The organism is Chloroflexota bacterium, assembly GCA_009840625.1.
Classification (GTDB): domain Bacteria; phylum Chloroflexota; class UBA11872; order UBA11872; family VXNJ01; genus VXNJ01.
The window spans coordinates 52,985-73,268 of sequence record VXNJ01000009.1 but is presented as its reverse complement, the minus strand read 5'-3'; the positions used below and the strand labels follow the sequence as shown (position 1 = coordinate 73,268).

At 66.0% G+C, this 20,284-nt stretch carries 18 protein-coding genes; 12 read left to right on the top strand and 6 right to left on the bottom strand.

The features are described 5' to 3' along the window. Positions 1-379: 379 nt before the first annotated feature. From argJ to F4X41_06020, 7 genes are all read left to right on the top strand, one after another. Positions 380-1,585 carry a bifunctional glutamate N-acetyltransferase/amino-acid acetyltransferase ArgJ gene (gene argJ, locus F4X41_06050; GenBank protein MYB16582.1) on the top strand — a complete coding sequence of 402 codons (1,206 nt, stop codon included), beginning with the start codon at positions 380-382 and terminating at the stop codon, positions 1,583-1,585. Continuing rightward, a complete protein-coding gene (gene argB / locus F4X41_06045) occupies positions 1,586-2,377 on the top strand; it encodes an acetylglutamate kinase (protein MYB16581.1) in 792 nt (263 codons plus the stop codon). 10 nt (positions 2,378-2,387) lie between these two features. Then, a complete protein-coding gene (locus F4X41_06040) occupies positions 2,388-2,780 on the top strand; it encodes a hypothetical protein (protein MYB16580.1) in 393 nt (130 codons plus the stop codon). Positions 2,781-2,833: 53 nt separating this feature from the next. After that, entirely contained in the window at positions 2,834-4,351 is a 1,518-nt protein-coding gene (murJ, locus tag F4X41_06035) for a murein biosynthesis integral membrane protein MurJ (protein ID MYB16579.1), read from the top strand. A 49-nt stretch (positions 4,352-4,400) separates the two neighbouring features. Next, positions 4,401-6,194 carry an elongation factor 4 gene (gene lepA, locus F4X41_06030; GenBank protein MYB16578.1) on the top strand — a complete coding sequence of 598 codons (1,794 nt, stop codon included), beginning with the start codon at positions 4,401-4,403 and terminating at the stop codon, positions 6,192-6,194. Next, positions 6,191-7,012 carry a sugar phosphate isomerase/epimerase gene (locus F4X41_06025; protein ID MYB16577.1) on the top strand — a complete coding sequence of 274 codons (822 nt, stop codon included), beginning with the start codon at positions 6,191-6,193 and terminating at the stop codon, positions 7,010-7,012. Before lepA ends, F4X41_06025 begins: the two co-directional genes overlap by 4 nt. Positions 7,013-7,218: 206 nt before the next feature. Continuing rightward, positions 7,219-8,229, top strand: a complete 1,011-nt coding sequence (locus F4X41_06020) for a methyltransferase domain-containing protein (protein MYB16576.1) — start codon at positions 7,219-7,221, stop codon at positions 8,227-8,229. Between the two features lie 142 nt (positions 8,230-8,371). On the opposite strand, the gene hisE is transcribed toward F4X41_06020, so the two are convergent. Genes hisE through F4X41_05990 form a run of 6 tightly spaced genes read right to left on the bottom strand, consistent with a single transcriptional unit; the run spans position 8,372 to position 13,685 of the window. After that, positions 8,372-8,668, bottom strand: coding sequence for a phosphoribosyl-ATP diphosphatase (gene hisE, locus F4X41_06015; GenBank protein ID MYB16575.1), 297 nt, complete (start codon positions 8,666-8,668; stop codon positions 8,372-8,374). Next, positions 8,665-9,015, bottom strand: coding sequence for a phosphoribosyl-AMP cyclohydrolase (gene hisI, locus F4X41_06010; GenBank protein ID MYB16574.1), 351 nt, complete (start codon positions 9,013-9,015; stop codon positions 8,665-8,667). The genes hisE and hisI overlap by 4 nt, the downstream gene beginning before the upstream one ends. Then, positions 8,999-9,775, bottom strand: coding sequence for an imidazole glycerol phosphate synthase subunit HisF (hisF, locus tag F4X41_06005; GenBank protein MYB16573.1), 777 nt, complete (start codon positions 9,773-9,775; stop codon positions 8,999-9,001). Before hisF ends, hisI begins: the two co-directional genes overlap by 17 nt. Further along, on the bottom strand, positions 9,769-10,494 hold the full coding sequence (gene hisA / locus F4X41_06000; protein MYB16572.1) for a 1-(5-phosphoribosyl)-5-[(5-phosphoribosylamino)methylideneamino]imidazole-4-carboxamide isomerase: 726 nt from the start codon (positions 10,492-10,494) through the stop codon (positions 9,769-9,771). Before hisA ends, hisF begins: the two co-directional genes overlap by 7 nt. Before the next feature lie 19 nt (positions 10,495-10,513). Continuing rightward, entirely contained in the window at positions 10,514-11,125 is a 612-nt protein-coding gene (gene hisH, locus F4X41_05995) for an imidazole glycerol phosphate synthase subunit HisH (protein ID MYB16571.1), read from the bottom strand. A gap of 22 nt (positions 11,126-11,147) precedes the next feature. Next, positions 11,148-13,685 (bottom strand): hypothetical protein, encoded by a 2,538-nt coding sequence (locus F4X41_05990; GenBank protein ID MYB16570.1) that lies wholly within the window; start codon positions 13,683-13,685, stop codon positions 11,148-11,150. A 150-nt stretch (positions 13,686-13,835) separates the two neighbouring features. Between F4X41_05990 and F4X41_05985 the strand changes: the two genes are divergently transcribed. From F4X41_05985 to F4X41_05965, 5 genes are all read left to right on the top strand, one after another. Then, positions 13,836-15,089 carry an MFS transporter gene (locus tag F4X41_05985; GenBank protein MYB16569.1) on the top strand — a complete coding sequence of 418 codons (1,254 nt, stop codon included), beginning with the start codon at positions 13,836-13,838 and terminating at the stop codon, positions 15,087-15,089. A 46-nt stretch (positions 15,090-15,135) separates the two neighbouring features. Next, positions 15,136-16,014, top strand: a complete 879-nt coding sequence (locus tag F4X41_05980; GenBank protein MYB16568.1) for an SMP-30/gluconolactonase/LRE family protein — start codon at positions 15,136-15,138, stop codon at positions 16,012-16,014. Between the two features lie 29 nt (positions 16,015-16,043). After that, the gene (locus tag F4X41_05975) at positions 16,044-16,877 is read left to right on the top strand and encodes a sugar phosphate isomerase/epimerase (GenBank protein ID MYB16567.1); all 834 of its coding nucleotides are present in this window, start codon (positions 16,044-16,046) and stop codon (positions 16,875-16,877) included. Between the two features lie 84 nt (positions 16,878-16,961). Further along, positions 16,962-19,184, top strand: coding sequence for a hypothetical protein (locus F4X41_05970; GenBank protein ID MYB16566.1), 2,223 nt, complete (start codon positions 16,962-16,964; stop codon positions 19,182-19,184). Positions 19,185-19,547: 363 nt separating this feature from the next. After that, positions 19,548-20,252, top strand: a complete 705-nt coding sequence (locus F4X41_05965) for a hypothetical protein (GenBank protein MYB16565.1) — start codon at positions 19,548-19,550, stop codon at positions 20,250-20,252. Positions 20,253-20,284: the final 32 nt, after the last annotated feature.

Below are 20,284 nucleotides of genomic sequence, written 5' to 3'. Positions count from 1 at the left end.
TTGGATTGAAATGCGCCGGCCGGTCCGGACTATCAGCCGGTGCCGCCTCGCGCCCAAAACGATCTGCAATCGCCGGCCGGCGGCAGTCTCGCCGCCAAGTACGCGACGCGAGCCCGATTGCCGCGACTTTGGCGGCAAATGTTAGGGCAAGGTCGGAAACCTCGGTTAAGAGCCCTGACAAGGGGTTGTCCGCAGCTTCGCGCCAAATCCGAAATTGCAGACGGCAGGGGCTTTTCGCAGGGGCAAAATTAACTGACTCAGCGGGGTTCTGCCGATCCTTGGCCGGAGATCGCCAGAGTCGGGCCGGGAATCGGGCAACCCCCGCGTCGGTTGGTCGAGACCACGGCCCCGGCCGGCGGACCGAATTCTTCTCGAAATCATGCGAAAAGGGATCCAAATGTCCAAAGGAGTATGCGCGCCGCTCGGCTTTATCGCCGGCGGTCACACCTGCGGAATAAAGCCGTCCGGGGAACCCGACCTGGCCGTGCTCCTGGCGACCGAAGGTCCCGCCACGGTGGCGGGGGTTTTCACCCGGAACCGCTTCGCCGCCCCCAGTGTTCGCTACAACCGGGCGATCGTCGGCCGCGGGCAGGCGCGCGCGATCGTGACGAATTCCGGGATCGCAAATGCTGCGACCGGTCAACCCGGATTCGACAACACCATGGAACTGGCCCGCCTGACCGGCGAGCGATTCCAGATTCCACCCGACCAGGTCCTGGTCTGCTCCACCGGCATCATCGGCGTGCAATTGCCGATGGAAAAACTGGCCACCGGCGTGGCTGCCATTTCAGTCGGTCGCGAAGGCGGCCGGGCCGCGGCCGGGGCAATCATGACCACCGACGCCGGCCCCAAGTTGGGCCAGCATACCCTCGCCGTGGGCGGCGGGCAGGTGACGATCGGGGCGATGTGCAAGGGCGCGGGCATGATCCACCCAAACATGGCCACGATGCTGGCCTACATGACCACGGACGCGGCAATTGGCCGCGACGTGCTGCAGCAGCTGACCACCGAAATCGCCGAAGAGACTTTCAATGCCGTCAGCATCGACGGCGACTCCTCGACCAACGATTCGCTGCTGGTGCTCTCTTCCGGGGCGAGCGGAATCGAACTGGCTCCCGGTCACCCCGATTGGCCGAAATTCCGCTCCGCGTTCCGGGACCTGGCCTGGGAGATGGCCGAATCCATCGTGGCCGGCGGAGAGGGCGTCAACCAGGTGTTCGTTGTTCAGGTGAACGGTGCTTCCTCGCAGGAGCAGGCGCGCTTGATCGCGCGCACGATCACAACTTCGATGCTGGTGAAAACGGCCGTGCGCGGGGCCGATCCCAATTTCGGCCGCATCCTTTGCGCGGCCGGATATTCCGGTGCCGAGTTCGACCCCGAGCGGATGGATCTCCACCTGGGAGAAGTCCAGACGATGCGCAAGGGCCTGCCGATCGATTTCGATCCCGAGCAGGCGTCGGCGGTGCTGGCCCGGCCGCGCTCGACCATAACCCTAGATCTGCACTCCGGCGTCTTCGGGGCGCGGGCGGTCGGTTGCGACCTGAGCGCCGAGTACGTTGCCTTCAATTCCGAGTACACGACTTAAGTGAACAAGCCGGCTGCCCGGCCCGCGCCGTTGGTAATCAAGGTCGGCGGCGGCGACGAACTGGACCTGCCCGATCTTTGCGGCCAGATAAAGCGTTTGCGCAACCACCACCCGGTCGTTATCGTGCACGGCGGCGGCCGCGCGCTGAGCGCCGAGTTGGATCGGTCCGGCGTCCGGACTCGGTTTGTCGACGGCCTGCGTTACACCGACGAACAGGTGCTGGAAGCGGCGATCAAGGTTTTCTGCGGCACGGTCGGCAAGGAGATCGTTCGCGCCCTGTCCCGGACCGGAGTAGCGGCGGCCGGGATTTCCGGAATCGATGGCGGCTCGGTAAGGGTCTCCCCCGAACCCAGCGGACGGTTGGGCCGGGTGGGCCAGGTTGAAGCGGTTGAAACCGGATTGATTGACGCCCTGCTCGCGGCCCGGATCACTCCGGTGGTGGCGCCGCTGGGGCTGGACGCCCGCGGGCAGGTCTACAACGTCAACGCCGACTCAATTGCCGGCGCGGTTGCGCGCGCGCTCGGAGCCGGGGCGCTGGTATTTGTGTCCAACGTGCCCGGCGTGTTGGACCGCGAAGGCCGCACCGTGAAACTGGTTACTCCTCAGATTGCCGCGGAATTGCAGCGATCGGGGGCGGTCGACGGCGGGATGATTCCGAAGCTGCAGTCGGCGTTGGAATTGCTTGACCACGTCGGGTCGGTCCACATCGTCGACGGCGCCCGCGCCGGGTCTATCGAAAACGCCCTGGTTGGTGGCCAGGGCGGCACGCGGTTCGCCGCTGCTGGCTCGTGAGGGAGAGGCAATGATCGAACCGGGCAAATTGGTCAGGGTGAAGGTTGGCGATCTGACCTTGAACGCAGAACTCTACCGATCGGATGCTGCAGAGGACTTCTGGGAGTCCCTGCCGCAGTCCGGCACGGTAAACCGATGGGGGCAGGAGGTGTACGCTGCAATTCCATTGCAGCTCGAACCCACCGCTGAAGACCGGGAGGTGGTGTTCGTGGGCGAGCTGGCTTACTGGCCGCCGGGTTCGGCGCTGTGCGTTTTCTGGGGGCCGACCCCGGCCAGCCGCAGCCCGGAGGAGATCCGGGCCGCCAGCAAGGTGATCCCGCTGGGACGGTTGCGAATCGTCCCTACGCCCGACCTTGACTCCAGCCAGGCGGGTGACACGATCACCGTGGAGCGCGCCGAATAGAGTCCGCCGGCGCCCCTTCGGAACGGGGCCGGCACGTAGCGCGGGCAGCCCTGTTGCTGAGCGCAATGTTCCTGCTTTCGCGCCTGCTGGGGTTCGTCCGCCAGGCGGTCATCAATGGGCAAATCGGACTGGGGCCGGAGGCTGACGCCTGGTTTGCGGCGTTTCGGATCCCCGACACGCTGTTCACGCTGTTTGCCGGCGGGGCGCTCATCTCGGCATTTATCCCGGTTTTTGCCGGGCTGCGCGGCGAGGATCGCGCCGCGGACCGGCGCCGCCTTTTCTCCGGTGTACTCAACCTGCTGGGGATGGTGATGATCGGCGGCTCGCTCCTGGCGGCGCTGTTCGCCCCGGCGCTGATGTCGGTCATGGTCCCGGGATTCGATCCGGCAACCCGCGACCTGGCCACCGAGGCCACCCGCTACTTGATGCTCTCCCCGCTGCTGCTGGGAATCTCGGCGGTCTTCAAGGGCGCCCTGCACGCCGAGCGCGACTTCCTACTGCCCGCTGTCGGCCCCCTGCTCTACAACGCCGGGGTGATCGCCGGCGCCCTGCTGCTGGTCGAACCGTTGGGCATCATCGGCCTGGCCTGGGGCACAATCGCCGGCGCGCTGCTGCATCTTTTGATCCAGGTTCCAGGGCTGCGCCGCGCCGGACTCGGCTGGCGACCGGCGCTGGCGGTGCGCGGCCCGGGCCGGCGGGTGGTCGAGCTGATGCTCCCGCGCCTTGGCGGATTCGCAGTGATCCAGTTGAGCTTTTTTTTCATCAACTACCTGGCCTCGCTGCAGGGGCCGTCGGGCGTGGCGGCGTTTGCCAACGCCTGGATGCTGCTGCTCTTTCCGCTTGGAATCCTGGCGATTCCCTACGCCGAGGCGGTCCTGCCGGAGTTCTCGGACCTGAGCGCCCGCGGAGACCGGGAGGGACTGGCTCGGGCGACTTCCGATTCGCTTTCCTATGTGATTTTTGCGACCCTGCCGGCGGGCCTGGTGATGATCGTCACCGGCGAACCCCTGGTCAGGGTGTTGTTCGAACGGGGCGCATTCGATGCTGCCGCCAGCGCGGCGACTGCGGTCGTGCTGGCCGCCCTGGCGGTAGGTCTGGTCGGCCATGCCGCGGCTGAAATCCTCACCCGGGTCTACTACTCCCGCCAGGACACACGCCGGCCGGTGCTGATCATTTCCGCCAGCCTGCTGCTGCACATGCTTGTCTCCTGGGCGCTCTCGGGACCGTTCGCAGTAGCCGGAATCGCCCTGGGAGTCTCGATCGGAATCCTGGTCGAGGTTGTGGTCCTGTATCTGTGGCTGCGGCGGCTGGGTCTTGACATCTCGTTGGGGACGGGCACGCTGCGCGTGTTCGGCGCCAGCCTGCTGGCGGCCGCGCTCGCCTGGCTGGGGAGCGAATTGCTGGGCTCGGTCGGGCCCACTCCGCCGATCTATGCCGCCGGCATGCTGCTGGTCTTGGGACTGGCCGTGGGCGCCTATCTCGGCGCCACCCTGGCGATGGGATTGGAGCAGCCGCGGACCCTGCTGCAAATGCTGCGGTCGCGGTTGGGACCGGTCGCGCCCGCGGGTTAGGCGCACCTAGAATCGCTGGCCAACCTACCCCCAAGGGCGTCGCCTGCGCATGATTGCGCCCGCCAGAATCCGCAATTTCTGCATCATCGCCCACATCGACCACGGCAAGTCGACCCTGGCCGACCGCATGCTGGAACTGACCGGCCAGGTCGATCAGCGCCAGATGCGCGAGCAGCTGCTGGACTCGCTGGATCTTGAACGCGAACACGGGATCACGATCAAGGCCACCCCGGTGACCATGCACTGGACGACCGGTCGGGAACAGTTCCAGCTGAATCTGATCGACACGCCCGGACACGTCGACTTCGCCTACGAGGTCTCGCGCGCAATGGCGGCCTGCGAAGGCGCGCTGCTGCTGGTGGATGCCTCCCAGGGCATCGAAGCCCAGACCATCGCCAACCTCTACCAGGCGCTGGAGCTGGGGTTGGAGATCATCCCGGTCATCAACAAGATCGACATGCCGGCGGCCCAACCACAGGCGGCCCGCGAGGCGATCGTGGAATTGATGGGAGTAGAGCCGGACGACATCCTTGCGGTTTCGGCCAAGCACGGCACCGGGGTGCGCGAACTGCTCGGACAGGTGATAGCCAGGGTCCCACCCCCCGACGGGATCGCCGAATCTCCCCCGCGCGCACTGGTATTCGACTCAAATTACGACCGGCACCGCGGAGTCCTGACCCACGTGCGAGTCGTCGACGGCCGGTTGGCGGCCGGCGATCGCATCCACCTGCCCGGTTCCGGCAACCGATTCGAGATAGTGGAGGTCGGAACATTCGCCCCGCAGATGCAAGCGGCCGAATCGCTCAATTCGGGCCAGGTGGGCTACGTGGCCACCGGCCTGAAGGGCGGATTCGAATTCGTCGTCGGGGACACCCTGCTCGCCGCCGGCGCCCCCGATTCGCAGCCGCTGCCCGGCTACGCTCCGCCCCGGCCGATGGTGTTCGCGGGAATCTATCCCCAGGATCCCGGCGACTATCCGGCGCTGCGGCGGGCGCTGGACCTGCTGCGCCTGAATGATTCATCGCTGACCTTCGAACCCGAGGAATCGGGGGCTCTGGGGTTCGGATTCCGGGTTGGATTCCTGGGTCTCCTGCACCTGAACATCGTCCGCGAACGGCTGGAGCGCGACAACGACCTGACCCTGATCGTGACCAACCCCGGGGTGCAGTTCAGGGTTCTTACCCGCAGCGGCCGCCGGGTGCTGGTGGACGGGCCCGGGGCAATGCCCGAGAGCAACCGGATCGCCGAGGTCACCGAGCCCTGGGTTGAACTCTCGATCGTGACGCCGGGCAGCTACCTGGGTCCGCTGATGGAGCTGGTACGGCTGGCGCGGGGCAGCGTGGACAAAGTCGAGACCATTGATGCCGGGCGAGTACTGATGACCGCCCAGGCCCCGCTCTCGGAAATCCTGGTCGACTTCTACGACCGGCTCAAATCCTCCACCCGCGGCTACGCCTCGCTGGACTACCACGTCGTCGATTTCAGGCCGGTCGAAGTCCAGGTGGTCGACATCCTGGTGAACGGTGTACGGGTCGACGCCCTCTCCTCGATCCTGCACCGCCAACGGGCCCGCCGCGATGCGCTGGAAATCCTCTCCCGGCTGCGCAAGGTGATTCCCCGCCAGCTGTTTCAGGTGGCGCTGCAGGCCTCGGTCGGCGGCAAGGTCATCGCGCGCGAGACCATTCCGGCCCTGCGCAAGGACGTCCTGGCCAAGTGTTATGGCGGGGACGTTACCCGCAAGCGCAAGCTGCTGAAGAAGCAGGCCGAGGGGAAGAAGCGGATGAAGATGGTGGGGCAGGTGGAGATCCCGCAGGCTGCGTTCACGACCGTCCTGGAAAGGTGACCGACTGGCGGCTGTCGGGGTTCGCCGACGAGGCGTACACCGCCCTGGGCGAACAGCTGATCTTCTTGGCCGGTCTCGGCATTGAACGCATCGAATTCCGTCACTTTGAACGCGCCGGCAAGCGCTGCTCCATCTCCGAATCGACATCCACCGAAAGGCGGCGATTGGGTCGCCAGCTGCGCAGCGCGGACATCTCCTGCCGGTGCGTGGCCACTCCGGTGGGCAAAGCCCCGGTCGACGGAGACTTTTCGATCCAGCAGAAACAGTTGGCCAACGGACTGGCGGCGGCGATGGAATTCGACTGCCCGACAGTGCGGATATTCGGATTCCAAGCGCGCTCGGCCGGCGATCATCCCGAGTGTGTCGGCAATCTTTCCCGCCTGTGCGAACAGGCCTTGCGCGATGCGCCCGGGGTCACGCTGCTGCTGGAAAACGAACGCGATGTGTTCGGCGAAACTCCCGAGCAGATCCTTGCGGCGCTCGATCTAGTCGGTGCCGAAAACCTCGGCTTCGTCTGCGACCCGGCCAATTTCGCGGCGGTCGGGGTCGACCCGCCGGCCGCCGTAAGGCAGCTTTGCGACCACATTGCCGCCGTGCACGTGAAGGACCGCGGGAAGGATGACGACATGGTCCTGCCCGGTCAGGGGCAGTGCAACTGGCCGCAGATCCTGGCCGATCTGGGCGGACACCATCGCGCGATGGATCTTGCCCTTGAGCCGCACCTGGACGTGGCCGAAATGCACTTCGGCAACACCACACCGTCGGGGTTTGCAGCGGCCAAGGACGCGCTGGAGGCAATCCTCGCGGGGATTGATTGACGGTCGCGGGGACGCCCGGCACCAGGTCAGATGACAACGGCCCTGACCGGACGAATTCGGGTCGCCAGGGCGGCCAGACCGGATGCCGACCGGGCGCGCGCTAAACCATCGTGAGTAGCCTCTTAGGGTGCGCCCTGGCACCGCGATCAGGCGTAGGCAACGCCGCAGGTTAGAGGATCGTGCAGCTTCGCAAACTATCCCACGGGTTGAAGACCGCGTACCGCGGGTCGGACGTCCACGGTCGCGTCAAGCGGTTCGACGAGTGGATGGAACGGGCGAACGCAGAGTCTTCCGGCCCGACGGGCTACGACCATGCCGGTACCGTCCAGGAGTATTACGACCTTTGCAGCGAGCTCATGGTGTTCGGCTGGGGCGAATCCCTCCACTTCGCGCCGCTTTCGCCGAAGGAGAGCCTGGAGGAGTCCCAGATCCGGCACCAGCGGCTGATGATGGCCAAGCTCGAATTGCGCGAAGGCATGTCGGTGATCGACGTCGGTTGCGGGATCGGCGGCCCGATGCGCCGCGTGGTCCGGGAGACCGGCGTCAGGGCGGTCGGGATCAACAAAAGCGAAATCCAGCTGGAGACGGCCGAATCGCTGAACGCCGAAGCCGGACTCGGCCACATGATCGACTTGCTCTCATGCAGCTTCATGGACATGGACTCCATTGCGGACGGCGCATTCGACCGGGGATACGCGATCGAATCGACGTGCCACGCCCCAGACAAGGCGGGCGCGTTCGCCGAGATCTACCGGGTGCTCAAGCCCGGCGCCCTCTTCTGGGGACAGGAGATGTGCCTGACGGACGTGTTTGATCCCGGCGACGATCGGCACCGGGCCCTCAAGAAGGACCTGATGCACGGCATCGCGCTCAATGAAATCGCGACGATGGGCGAAGTGGACCGGGCGCTCGAAAAGGCTGGCTTCGAGATCATTGAAGCGTCGGATCGGGCCGTCGACGAGAACAGTCCGGCCACGCCGTGGTACCGGCCCATGGAATCGCCGGGCAGCACGCTGGACAACGCCCTGCGCAGGATTCCGCTGGGCCGCAAGGTGATGATCGGGGCGTCCCGGCTGGCCGAATCGCTGGGGATGTTTCCCAAGGGATCCGCGGAAGTCATCGCGCTGCTGGACCGCACCGCCAACGCCTACGTCGCGGGCGGCAAAACCGGGATATTTACGCCGCTTTACTGCTTTCTGGCCCGCAAGCCGCTGTAGATCCTCGCCGACGCGGGCTCCCGCCCGCCGCGCACCGGGCGCGCAATTGAAGTGTTGGCCCGGTTGCCCGGCGACCAAATTCCAATTTCCGGCGAGTGAATTGGGCCCCGGACTGGCTGCAGGCGGGTTCGCCGGCCCGTCGCTACCTCCGCCGCAGACTCAATTCGGCCCAGACTTTTTCGGCATCGACTCCGCGGTGGGCAAGCGCGACCAATGCGAAGAAGATCAGGTCCGAGATCTCGCTGGCGAGCCTTTCGTCGGATTCCTCGCGGGCCGCGATGCTGGCCTCGGTAGCCTCCTCGATAAGCTTGCGGGCGATGTAGGGCCAGCCGCGCCGCAGGCACTCCGCGACGTAGGAATCGGGCGGCATTTCCTTCTGGCGCTGCGCGATAACCGCGATCACCTGGTCGATGATCTCCACGCCCGGACGCTCGCTCAAGATGGGACCTTTCGCAGGGGGCGGTAAAAGCAACTCTGGTTGCCGGTGTGGCAGGTCGGCCCGGTGGGATCGACCAGCAGCAACAGGCAATTTTCCTCGCAGTTGACGTAAATGGAGCGGAGCGCGAGCGTGTTGCCCGACGTGGCGCCCTTGCGCCAGAGCTCCTGGCGGCTGCGCGAGAAGAACCAGACCTGGCCCGATTCCAGGGTCCGGTCCAGCGACTCGCGGTTCATGTACCCCACCATCCGGACCTCTCGGGTGGCCTCGTCTTGGATTACCGCCGGCAGCAGGCCGGCGTCATCCCAGCGCAGCAGGTCCGGGTCCAGTGATTCAGTTGGCTGGTGCATGATCAATTCGCATCGGATTGCCGCGTTCGGCGAGGTATTCCTTGGCCTGGGCAATCGTAAACACTTTGTAGTGAAAGATCGAAGCGGCCAGCACGGCGTGAGCGCCGCCAGTGGCCAGTGCCTCGTGTAGGTGCTCGAGGGTTCCCGCGCCGCCGGACGCCACCACCGGGACCGGTACCCGCCGGGTCAGTTCGGCCAGTTGCTCGTTGTCGTACCCGTCGCGGGTACCGTCGGCGTCGATGCTGTTGAGGACGATTTCGCCGGCCCCCAGTTCCACCCCGCGCTCGGCCCACTCGAGGGTGTCGATGCCGGTGTTGGTGCGGCCGCCGTGCGTCCAGACTTCCCACCCGCCGCCGGCTTTGCGCCGTGAATCGATGGAAAGCACGATGCACTGGCTGCCGAACCTGTCGGCACCCTCGCTGACCAGCCTTTCACGTTCGACCGCGGCGGTGTTGACGGAAACCTTGTCGGCACCGGCGCGGAGCAGTTCATACATGTCAGCGGTGCTGCGCACGCCCCCGCCGGCGGTCAGCGGGATGAAAACCTGCTCGGCCACTGCCCGCATCATTCCGAGGGTTATGTCGCGACCCTCGGCGGACGCCGAAATGTCGTAGAAAACGAGTTCGTCGGCTCCGGTCTGGTCGTAATATGACGCCAGTTCAACCGGGTCGCCGGCGTCGCGGTCGGCCGAGAAACGCACCCCACGCACGTTGCGGCCGTTCTTAACGTCCAGGCAGGGGATGATCCGCCGGGTCAGCACTCGGCCGCTCCGGCCGCTTTCGTCAGCGCCGCGCGCAGGTCCACGCGTCCGTCGTAGAGCGCCCGGCCGATGATCAGCCCGGCCGCGCCGGCTGCGGACGCGGCGGTCACGTCCGACAGGGCCGCGACCCCGCCACTGGCGATCACCGGGATCTCGACCGCGCCGCACACCTGGGCAAGCCGATCGGTGTTTATCCCGCCGAGCATGCCATCGCGGTCAATGTCCGTATAGATGATCGCCGCCGCCCCCTGGCGCTCGCAGGCGCGGGCCAGGTCCACTGCGTCGGTGCCGGCGTCGCGCGCCCAGCCGCGGGTGGCCGCAACCCCGTCGCGGGCGTCGATCCCAACTGCGATCTGACCCGGGAACTGCCGGCAGGCGGCCTGAAAAAGCGCCGGGTCCTCGACCGCCGCGGTGCCCAGCACCACCCGATCGGCGCCTCCCGCGATCGCCGATTCGACCGCCTCGATTCGGCGCAATCCCCCGCCGAGCTGGAGCTGCGCCGGCAGCTCGGCGATCGCGGCTACCGCGGCGCGGTTGGTCGGGGTCCCGCTGCGGGCCCCGTCCAGGTCCACGACATGCAGCCATTCGGCGCCCTGGTCGATCCAGTTGCGGGCCGCTTCGGCGGGTGAGTCGTAGAAGACGACCTCACGCGCAAAGTCGCCCTGGTGCAGGCGCACGGCGCGTCCGCCGCGGATGTCGACGGCCGGATAGATGATCACCGCTGACCCCGGAAGCGCCTTATCGCTGTCCGCAGATGCGGGCGAAATTTCGATACAGCATAAGTCCGTTCGCGCCGCTTTTCTCGGGGTGGAACTGGGTGGCGAAGACCAGGTCCCGGCCCAGCACGCTCATGAACTCCAGACCGTACTCGGTGGTGGCCGCGCAGTAATCGGCCTCGGCGGCGTCGGCGTAGTAGGAATGGACGAAGTAGAAGTTGGTGCCGTCGGGAACCCCGTCGAGGAGAGCGCATGGGTTTCGCCGCCGCACCTGGTTCCAGCCCATGTGGGGCACGTGCAGTCCGGGCGGAAAACGCCGCACCCGGCCCGGAAACAGGCCCAGGCAGGGAGTGCCGTCATTCTCCTCGGAGTGCTCCAGCAGGGCCTGTAGCCCCATACATACACCCAGGAACGGGCGGCCGCCGGACAGGTAATCGCGAACCGCGGCATCCAGGCCCCGCGCGCGCAGGCCGTCCATCGTATCCAGGGCGGCCCCCACCCCGGGCAGCACGACCCCGGCGGCTCCGGCGACCACGGCGGGATCCTCGGTCAGGGTGAATTCGGCGCCGACAAAGCCCAGCGCCCGCTCGACGCTGCGGATGTTTCCGGAGCCGTAGTCGACCAGGGCTAGCATGGCCGGCTTCGGCCCTTTGGAATCAGAGCTGACTTAGCGCGTTGCGCGCCAGCGAGATGCGCTCCTCGCGCGCGGCCGCAAATCTGCGAATCCCCTCAAGAATCGATTCGGGATCCAGACGCGACTCGGCGATCACGTCGGCCTCGGTTCCGCCGGTGCGCCAGCGGTCATCGAAGTCGGAGCTGAGCGCGTACTGTTCGGCGAATGGACCGAGGTTGGAGAGGGGCGGAACGCGCTTGGTCATGGTGGTCACGAAAGTGCAGTCGAAGCGGTCGGCGTCGGACAGGATCCGCTGCTGGTATTCGGGGTCCTGCAGGCGGAGCAGGTCCTCGGAGATGACCGCCACGATCCGGACGTTGATCCCTTCGTCCTCAAGCTGCGGTATGACCGAGACAAGGTTGTTGGTCGACGAGGACCCCTGGACGTAGACGGTCCCCTGGGGCGGGGCGGCCGGATCGAAATCACGGATCACGTAGGCGCCGCGGCCGGCCGCCAGCACGTCGGTGTCAGCGAATCCGGCCCGGTCGGCGACCAGGAAATCGGGGCGGGCGACGTGTATTACGATCACCCCGGCTTCCTTCTGGCGCGCGGCGTGGTGCACGGCGGCAAAGTATCCGGGAGCCACGTCGTTGTAGTCCCAGAAGTAGAGATTGATGATCTGTCCGCGCGGGAACATGGTCCACACCTGCGGCGCAAAAATCCCGAAGTGGGTACGGGCGTCGGCGGCGGTCTCCGGCCCCGAGTGACCGGCCAGCACGGTGAGCACGCCGTTGGCGAACGGCGAGTCCTGGTTCTGCTGGGAGAAGACCCGCACCGGCGTGTACATGAGCGGTGTGAACGCGCCGTAGGTGCCGGTCAGGCCCCAGACCCCGGCGTGACGGTCCGGGTCCGCCGACAGCGACTGGGACACCAGGCCGGCGATCGTGCCGGCGTTGCCGGCTTCCTCGATCCCCGCCCGCAGGCGAGTCCCGCCGGGGTTGGTCTCGGCGTCGTATTCGTGGGTGAAGTGGGCGTTTTCGACGTTTATCGAGTCGGAGAGGTCGGCTGCGATCGTGATGAACCGGTTGTCGGTCACATAGTTGAGCCACTTGCCCAGCTCGGAGATCGCGCGGCGCGTGCCGGCCTTCTCGCCGGCGTTGCGGAACAGGCGGATCTGGGACTCGACTCCTGCGGAACTGACGGTGATTTCATCGCGGGGCAGGTTCTCCGGCGCCAGACGCTCGTCTTGGAACGGGTCCTTGTCGAGATTGATGCGGGCGGGCATCTCGTCGGGCAATGCCCCGCCGATTGCGACCAGACGCTCGGCCAACCACGCGCCGAGACCGCCGTCCAGGACCGAGAGCACGGTGTCGACGTTGGTCTTGAATTCGATCAGGCGGTCGCGCTCGGAGCCCGGCACGCCATCGTGTATTCCGGCAAATTCGACCCCGTAGCGCTGCTCGAATGAGCTGGCCAGGGCCAGGAAGTAGGGGCTGTTCATGGCCAGGGTGTAAGGGTGCGAGGCGGCGTCGACGATCTGGTCGTGACCGTTGATCCGGCCGTCTACCGCGCCCGGCCACCATCCTTTTAGGGTGCGCCCGATGGTGATCATCGGCCGCCGGTCCGAGATGTCCCAGTCCTCCATGGCCTTGAGCGCCGCAACGACCTGGTCCAGCTCATTGCCGTTTTCGAGGGTGAGGACGTTCCAGCCGTAGGAGGCCCACTGCTGGGGCAGGCTGTAATCGGTGTACTTGGCGTCGATAACGCCGTCCAGCAGCGAATCGTCGATTCCGGCGTTGTTGAAGGAATTCATCACCCGCAGCCGCTTGCCCACTTTCTGGGCCAGGGCGATCGTCTTGATTTCCTGGGCGTGACCCTCGGTCAGGGCCATTTCGCCTTCGAAAACGATCGTCTTGCGCTCGGCCGGGGAGCCGGCGAAATCCCAGAACATGGCCTTGCCGGCCGAAGTCGAAAACCCGATTCCGGAGGGGCCGCCGTTGACGTCGTTGGTCATGTCGGTGGTCTCGGCGTGGCCGGCCAGGGCGCGGATGCCGCGCCCCTTGGCCTGGGCGAACAGGGGGTGATCGGTCAGGCCGTTTTCTTCCAGGATGGTGGCCAGGGCTCCGGCTCCGCGCCGGAAGCCGATCGCGTCGACGGACAGCATGTTCTGCCCCGGATCGGTCTCGAATCGCTCGTCGCCGGTGGCCGCGCGCTGGCGTTCGAGGGCTTCGCAGAGAACGATCCAGAGCGCATAGCAGGTGGGGATGCAGTGTCCGCCGGCGAGCATGAAGTTGTCGGCGTTGGGGTGCTTGGGATGCCGCAGGTCGTAGGCCAGCCCGCCCAGCTCCGGGCCGACCAGGTGGACCGCCACGTTGTAGGGCGTGTAGGCGAGCGGTCCGCCGAAATGTCCGGTCTGCGAGTAGTTGCCGAGCAGCACCAGCAGCATGGAAGTCAGAAACGCGGTGTCTTCCAGTTGCCGGCGGCCGTAATCGGGGACTTCAACGTTCAGTTGCTTGGCGCGACCGGCCCCGGCCAGCGAACCGACCTTCACCGAGCGCGTTGCGGTGCTGGATGTTGCCATTTCTATCCCATTCAGTCGGGCACCGTGCGCGGCCAGGAGATCTGGAGGAGGACGGCACGGTGTTCACCCTTCAAACGCCCAAATCATGTTAATTGAATTTGGGGAGTCTCGATTAGGGCGCCGCCAATCCAATTAACCTAAGTGGTTGCCATGCACCCCTTGACCGGCGCCGGGACTGATCAACCAATTTCGATAGCCACCGCCATCCGGCGTCTGCTGGTTCCGCTCTACCTGCCCGCCTTTTTCTTCTTCGTGGGCGTCGGGATGCTGGTACCCACCCTGCCGCTCCTGCTGGCCGAGTTCGGGGTCAGCTACACCGCGATCGCGGTCGGGGTGGCGGTGGTTTCGGTCGGCACCATACTGTTCAATCTGCCGGCCGGGGTTTTGCTGGGGCGCTTCTCGAACCGGGTGGTCACGACGGTTGGGGCGCTGGTGATGCTGGCCACGACGCTTCCGCTGGTGGTAGCCGACGAATTCACCCAGGTGCTGCTTTTGCGGCTGGTTTTTGGCTGCGGACTTTCGATGGTCTTCCTCTCCCGGGTCACCCTCCTGGGCGAGGCGGTCGATGTCGAACACCGCGGGCGCGCCACCGCCGTGCTGGGCGGGACGATGCGGATTTCGCGCTTCTTCCTGGGGCCGGCCTTGGTTGGACTATTCGGTGCCTTCCTGGACCTTAGGGCGCTCTTCGCGGTCGCGGCCGCGTTCCAGGCGGTGGCGGCAGTGGCGTCCTGGTTCGGGCAGCGCGGCGAGGAGGAACTGCGCCGCACCGAGACCCCCCGAACAAACGTGTTCCAGGGGCTCGACGTGGCCCGCGTATATCTGCAGCCGCGGGTCGCGATCGCGTCGGCGGGAGCTTTTCTGGGGCAGTTCACGCGCGCCGCGCGGCTGGCGATCATTCCCTTTTTCGGCGCCTTCGTGCTGGATCTTGACGCGTCTGCGATCGGCTACATCACCGCCGTCGGCGGCGCGCTCGACATGGTCTTCTTCCCGCTCGCCGGCTGGATGATGGACCGCCTGGGCCGCAAGTTCTGTTCGGTCCCTTCATTTACGGTGATGGGCCTGGGGATGTTCCTGGTCGCGGTTTCCGACACCTGGATGCTGCTGCTGATCGCGTCGGCGGTGCTGGGAATCGGCAACGGCCTGGGGTCCGGCGCGTTGATGACCCTGGGAGTCGATCTTTCGCCGCCCGACCGGATCAGCGAATTCCTCGGAGCCTGGCGCGCGATCGGGGAGGTCGGCGAGCTATCCGGCAGCGTCCTGCCCGGTCAGTTCGGCGACAGCGTGGGTTTTGAGAACGGCTCCATGATCCTGGGCGCGATTGGGCTGTTTGGGGGTTTGCTCATACTCCTGTTCGTGCCCGAAACCCTTAAGAAGTCGCCCGCGCGCGTGCAAAAATCCGCCTGAGCGCCCGAATCGGGCGACCCCGAAGTAACCGCAACCGGAGGGCGCAGTGAGTTGGGAATTTGAAGTCCTCGAGGAGGGCTATACCCTGGCCGAGGGACCGGCCTGGGACGGACGGCAGCTGCTGTTTGCCGACATAAACAACAGCCGGATCATGGTCTTTGACCCTGGAACCGGCCGCTCCCGACCCTGGCACGAGGACACCGCGCGCACCAACGGACTGCTTTTCGATCACGATGGCCAGCTCTACGGCTGCAGCCAGAACCGCGGCGCCATCTGCCGATTCCGGGCTGGCGGCGAATACGACCTGCTGACCGACGGATTCGAAGGCCGGCGGCTCAACAGTCCCAACGACATGGCATTCGACGCCAAGGGCCGGATCTGGTTTACCGATCCCCGTTACGACGACCTTTCGCCGCCGCGGGAACTCGACCACCAATCCGTTTACCGCCTCGACCCGCAGGAAGGCGACGGGTGGTCGATCGAGCGGGTCACGTTCGATACCACCCGGCCCAACGGGATCCTGGTCTCGCCCGATCAGAGTGAGCTGTTCGTCTCAAATGCCGGCAAGGACGATGGCGAGCCGCGCGAACTGCGCGCCTATCCGATCCTGGCCGACGGATCGCTGGGCCGGATGCGGATCGTGCACAATTTCTTCCCTTACCGGGCCATCGACGGGATGTGCTGGGACAGCGAGGGCAACATCGTCGCTACCGCCGGTACGGCCGGTCAAGGTCCGGGACCGATGATTTACGTGTTCGCGCGCACCGGACGGATCCTCGAGACCCACCCGGTCCCCAGGGACATGCCCACCAACTGCACCTTCGGCGGGCCCGATCTGACCGATCTCTATGTGACAACCGGCACCGGCGCGCTGTTGCGGGCGCGGACCGGGCGGCGCGGCGACCTGCGGTTCCCAGCCGCCTGAGCGGCCGGATCCAGGGCGCGGATCACGCTATGCAGCAACTGGGAGTCTCCAATTGGGGGATGCCGCAGATCGGGTTCGAACCTTTCGCACGGTTTGCCCACGAATTGGGGTTCGCCGGAATCGAGTTGACCGTTCTCGGTAACTGGTCGACCCGAATGGAGGACATCACGCCGGTCGATGTACGCACTTGGCGGGAGCTGATTACCGAGCTTGGCTTGGAACTGCCGGCGATCGCGTCGCATTCACCGTTGCTGGAAGTGGACGAAGAGACCCTGCAAAGCGGTTACCGGCGCCTGCTGGGCGCGATCGAACTCGCGCGGGAGCTCGTTCCCGGTCGTCCGCCCGCGATCAACACGACCATCGGTGGTTCGGTCGGTGATTGGGAAGGGAAACGCCAGCAGGCACTGGATCGACTCGGGCCGGTCCTTGAAGCGGCCCGCAGTGCGGGCGTCGACATCGCCCTTGAACCGCACGTCGGCTCGGCCCTGCACACCCCCCAACAGACCGCCTGGGTGCTTGAGCAATTGGGCCGGGAGAACCTCGGAGTCAATTTCGACTATTCCCATTTCCTGGCCCAGGACATCGACCTGCAAGAGTCAGTCGACTTGCTGGCGGGCGATACCTTACACACGCACTTGAAGGGGGTTCGCGGTCGCTGGCCGGATCACGAGTTTCTGGTCCCGGGCGAAGACGAATACGACTATGCCGAAGAGCTGCGGCTAATGCAGGCGGCCGGCTACCGCGGATTCCAGACCCTGGAAGTTTCGGTGATGGTCCAGCGCAGATCCGGCTACGATCCGTTCGAAAGCGCGCGGTTGGGGCACACAACCCTTGCCCGGGCCATTATCGAGGCCGGCCTTTAAACGACCGGTTAACCGGTTTGTTCGGAATTTGGACCGGGGGACTGAACCCACGGTTGGGTCTCCCCTGCTGACGCGGGTCGCGCCTTGATCGTGTTCATCGGTAGCCCGGCGGGTCGAACCACCGGCGGCCAGGGGCTGCGGGGAAGCCACACCACCGGTCACCTGGCCACCCTCAGCGAACCCGCGCTGCGCGGGTCCAAATACCTGTTGGCGGGCTTTTTGCTGGCCGCGCTTTGGCTGGTCGCGCCCTCTGCAGGGGTGCCCGCCGGCCCGAGCGCCGCGGCTGACACCGGGGCGGAGGTGACCCTCACGCTGCTGCACAACAACGACGGCGAGTCGGCGCTTTTGGAACAAATAAACGTATTCGGCCCGGAAGGCGAGCGTGAATCGGTCGCGGTCGGCAGCATAGCCGCCTACAAGGCGGTCGTTGATCGCGAAACGGCACTGGCGCGATCCGCCGGCAATGCGGTCATCAACGTCTACGCCGGCGACGCCTACCTGGCCGGGGCGAATCTCCTGTGCGGCAGACGCGAGGGCAATCCGCTGTTTGACGCGATCGCCCAGCAGGCGATCGACTACGACGCCCACGTCATCGGCAACCACGAGTTCGATTCCGGCCCCGACCTGTTCGAGCGGTTCGTGCGCGCGCTCGGGCCGCATCCTTTTCTCAGCGCCAATCTCGACTTTGCGGCCGAACCCGGATTCGGAGACCTCATCGACGATGACGGATTGATATCCGGTGCCGACCTGGAAGCACCGGTAATTGGACGGTCGATGGTCGTTGACGACCAGCCCACCGGTGCCCGCTTCGGGTTGATCGGAGCGACCACGCCCTCGCTGCCCCAGGTTTCGGTCCCGCGCGACGTCGCCGTCACGCCCGACCTCGCCTCGACCGCCGGCGCCGTGCAAGCCGAAGTCGATCGGCTCCTGGCACTCGGCGTGAACAGGATCATCTTCGTCAGCCACCTGCAGAGCATCGCCAATGACGTCGAGCTGGTCGGGCAGTTGCGCGGCGTCGACGTTGCCGTGGCCGGAGGGGGCGGCGAATTGCTGACCAACCCGGAAGTGGCCGACTCGTTACAGGTCCTGCCGGGAGAGAGCGCCGAGGCCGACGCGACTTACCCGTTCGAGGTGCTCGATGCCGACGGCCGGACCGTGTATGTCGTGACCACGACCGGCAATTACCGTTACCTGGGACGCCTCGACGTGAAATTTGACGCGGCGGGGGAGGTGTCGCGGGTGGTCGGTGAAGAAAGCTACCCGCGTCCGGTCAGGCCAGCGGATTCTGGTTCAGATGACGGCGCGGTGGCCAAGGACGTCGGTCTCGTTGCAGCGGTCGAGCTGCCGCTGCGCGATTGCCTGAGCGAATTGGCGGCGGTCAAGGTCGCGTCGACCGAGGTGTTGCTGGAGCATTCGCGGGAAGCGGTTCGCTCCCGCGAAACCAATACCGCAAACCTGGTGGTCGATGCCTTCGTCGACAGCTTCGAGCGCCACGGGGCCGCAAACGGGGTTCCCGACAGCGCCTGGTCCAACCCGGTGATCGGTTTGCAGAACGGCGGCGGAATCCGCCAGACCGGCGGCGAATTCCTGCCGGTAGACGGCTCCGTGCCGGGCCCGATCTACCTGGTGGGCCTGCTCGACCTGCTGCCGTTCGGCAATTCGATCGTTGTGATCCCGGACGTGCGCGCCGCCAGTCTAAAAGACGCGTTCGAGCTTTCAGTGTCGCGCCACCCCGAACCAAACGGCGGTTTCCTGCACGTGGCCGGGATCTCGGTCACCTACGACCCCGGGCGCGAACCCGGTTCACGGGTTCGTTCACTCACCCTGGCCAACGGCGATGCGATAGTGAACGCCGGCGCCGTGATCGCGGAGGCGCCGCGGTTGACCGTGGTCACGAATTCGTTCGTGGCGGGTGGCGGCAACGGGTACGAGATGCTGGCCGGGTACCCCGGGCAGGTGCAACTGCCAGTCAGCGACTTCGAAGCGCTGCTCGGCTATCTCGAACATCTGGGCAACGTCTCGGCCGGGGACGCCCGATACGCCGCCTCCGGAGACGGGCGAATCCGGTTCGCCGAGACGCCACTGGCCCCTGCCGCCGTTGAATCCGGCCAAGCACAGGAACCGACCCCCGCTCCCTCGAGCGCTGTCAAGTCAGACCGGCAAGACTCGGCGCCGTCGCCAGGCCCCTCGAACGGCGCGCAGATCGCCCTGGCCGTCGCCATAGTCCCGTTGCTGGCCGTGTTCCTGATCGCCGCCGCTTGGTGGATTGGGCGCCCCCGAGAAAGGCCGAGTCGCGGTCGCGGCTGACCGGCGCCAGCTGCGCCGCGTTCGTTGAAACCCACCCCGAGCTTCGAATGCTGCTCCACCCGATGGGGGCGGGTCGAACCTGGTACAACCACAGTCGAAAAATCTGGCGACGCGGAATCGGGTTGCACTTGGTGCTCGATGCCGGATGCAACGTCGGCAATCCGGAACAAGGGTCTGACCAGCCGGAAGAAGACTCTACCGTGGACCGGAGGCCATACGCGTGCCGACCAATCCCGCCCGATACGTTAATTCGATCGCCGCACCGACTCAGGGCTGGGTGAATGTGATCGTTGCAGAATCGGACGCGGGCTGCCGGCGTTTGCCGGCGTGGCTGGCTCGGCCCCCGCAACACGGAGGCATCCAATGACTGGCATCGATCGACCGACCGGCCCCCAAGTCTGGCTGCAGGGAGACCCTGAAGAGCTGCGCGACATGATGCCGCTCGGGATTGCCGGCCTGGTGACCAACAACCTGATCCTGCGCGACATGGCCCAGAAATACAAAGACCTTCGAACTCTCCTTGATCGTTACCTGGAACTCGAGCCCAATTCGCTCGTCGTGGAGGTGGACGGCGACACCTACGACGAGTTCCTCTATGCAGCCGAAGTGGCCAGCTCAATCTCGGAGAAAGTGATCGTCAAGGTAGTCACCAAGCCGGTCGGATTGCGCGCCCTGGCGACGCTTCGGTCGCGCGGCGTGCGCACGATGGCCACGACCGTCTTTTCGCTAAACCAAGCCGTGATTATGGCCGCGGCAGGCGCCAGTTGGATCGCGCCGTTCGTGGGGCCGACCCACGCCGGCGGCAATGATGCCTTCGCATTGGTAAAGCAGATCGCAGATGCCTTCAGCGGCCGCCCCAATCCTCCCGCCATCATGGGCGGCATCATCCGCGACCCGGCCCACGCCCACCTGGCCTACTCGGCCGGCGCCGACGCCATCGTCACGTTTCCGAACGTGTACTGGGACATGCTCAAACACTCCGGGTCCGACGAGTGGAACAAGACGTTCAGGGATGCGTGGGCGGAAATGGAGGATCGCGGTCAGCTGAGCGGGTTCCTGACCGGGTAGGAGGTCGCCTCCCGGATCCGGTTCGCCCCGCT